1 protein-coding gene is annotated in these 2,175 nt (G+C 76.9%); it reads left to right on the top strand.

What is annotated here, in order from left to right; translation table 11 throughout:
* Positions 1 to 166 precede the first annotated feature (166 nt).
* On the top strand, positions 167 to 2,161 hold the full coding sequence (locus AOK18_RS25990) for a helix-turn-helix domain-containing protein (RefSeq protein ID WP_055695921.1): 1,995 nt from the start codon (positions 167 to 169) through the stop codon (positions 2,159 to 2,161).
* Positions 2,162 to 2,175: the final 14 nt, after the last annotated feature.

A 2,175-nucleotide genomic window follows, 5' to 3' on the forward strand; every position in this document is an offset into this window, starting at 1 on the left:
GGGGCCGGCGCCGGCGGTGGAGCCACCGCCGCCCCAGCCCGGGAACCCGTGCCGGACGTCACCCGGTGCCTGCCCGGCCCTGCCGTCCACAGGCCCACGGCCCCCCGGCCCGCCGGGTTGTCCACAGGCCTGCCGGGGCGGCCGTGGCATGAGGAATCCTGTGACCATGTCCCGCGATCACCTGCAGCCCGCCGAGCGCCCGGCCCCCGGCGCCGCAGCACCGGACCGGGCACGTCCCGACGACCGCCTCGCCCACGAGCCGCACGACCGTCCCGCACAGGGCGGCGCGGAGACGCCGTTCCTGGAGCTCCTGGCCCGGGGGGCGTCCGTCGAGGCCTACGAGCAGCCGGTCCTCCTGGCCCGTGCCGAGGGGCTGCCCCCCGAGCGGATCGCCGCCCTGGAGCAGGCCCGGAGGCTCGCCCTGCGCGTCCGCTCCGACCTGGAGGGACGGCGCCGCCGGGAGGCCGAGCTGTCCGCGCTCTTCGAGACCGCCCACGACCTGGCCGGACTGCGCGACCTGGACGCCGTGCTCCAGGCGATCGTGCAGCGCGCCCGCTCACTGCTGGGCACCGACGTCGCCTACCTCAGTCTGAACGATCCGGCCCGGGGCGACACCTACATGCGGGTCACCGAGGGCTCGGTCGCGGCCCGCTTCCAGCAGCTGCGCCTCGGCATGGGAGAGGGGCTCGGCGGCCTGGTCGCCCAGACCGCCCGCCCCTACGTCACCGACGACTACTTCCGTGACGACCGCTTCGAGCACACCCTCGCCATCGACACCAGCGTCCGGGACGAGGGCCTCGTGGCCATCGTCGGTGTGCCCCTCATGCTCGGGCACACCGTCATCGGCGTGCTGTTCGCCGCGGACCGGCGGGCCCGGGTCTTCGAGCGGGAGCAGATCGCCCTGCTCGGCTCCTTCGCCGCGCTCGCCGCGGCCGCCATCGACACCGCGAACCTGCTCGCCGAGACCCGCTCGGCCCTCGCCGGCCTGGAGCGCGCCAACGAGATCATCCAGGACCGCAGCGGAGTCATCGAGCGCGCTTCCGACGTCCACGACCGGCTCGCCGAACTCGTCCTGCGCGGTGGCGGGGTCCACGACGTGGCCGCCGCCGTCTCCGAGGTCCTCGACGGCACGGTCGAGTTCACCGAGGCCGCCGCCGCGCCCGCCGGAGCCCTCGAGGCGTCCCGCGCGGAGGCCCACGCGGTGCGCCACGGCCGCGACTGGGTCGCGGCCGTGTCCGCGGGCGACGAACTCCTCGGGGCCCTCGTGCTGCGCGGCCACCCCGGCCTGGACCCCGTCGACCAGCGCACCCTGGAACGCGCGGCCATGGTCACCTCGCTCCTGCTCCTCGCCCGCCGCTCCGCCGCCGAGGCCGAGCAGCGCGTCCGCGGCGAACTGCTCGACGACCTGCTCGACGCCCGCGACCGGGATCCGCGCCTGATGCGCGAGCGCGCGGCCCGGCTGCACGCCGACCTCGAGGCGACCCACGCCGTGCTCTCCGCCCGGCTGGAGGGCACCGCCGCCGACGCGGACGAGGAGGCGGACGCCCGCCGACGCCTGTGGGCCGCGGCGTCGCACCTCGCGGCGACCCGCCGGGGCCTGGCCGCCGCCCGCGACGGCGGCACCGTCCTGCTGCTGCCCCTCGGCCCCGACGACACGGCCACCGGCCTGGCCCGCCGCACCGCCCGCCAGCTCGGCACGGCCGTCCACGCACCGGTCACCGTCGGAGCCTCCGCCCCGGTCGAACACCTCACCGCCCGCCCCGACACCGTGGCCACGGCCTACGCGGAGGCCCGGCGCTGCCTCGACGCCCTGCGCGTCCTCGGCCGGTCCGGCGACGGCGCCGCCGCCGAGGACTTCGGCTTCCTCGGACTGCTCCTGGCGGGGGAGGGGGACATCCCGGGCTTCGTCGACCGCACGATCGGCCCCGTCGTCGCGTACGACCGACGGCGCGGCACCGACCTGCTGCGCACCCTCGACACGTACTTCGCCTGCGGCATGAGCCCCGTCCGCACCAAGGACGACCTGCACGTGCACGTGAACACGGTGGCCCAGCGCCTGGACCGGGTCCGCCGCCTCCTCGGCGACGACTGGCAGAGCCCGTCCCGCGCCCTGGAGATCCAACTCGCCCTGCGCCTGCACCGGTTCTCGGCACCGGAGTAGGTACCCGGCCCGGG

The sequence above is a fragment of the Streptomyces prasinopilosus genome (genome assembly GCF_001419695.1).
Lineage (GTDB): Bacteria > Actinomycetota > Actinomycetes > Streptomycetales > Streptomycetaceae > Streptomyces > Streptomyces prasinopilosus.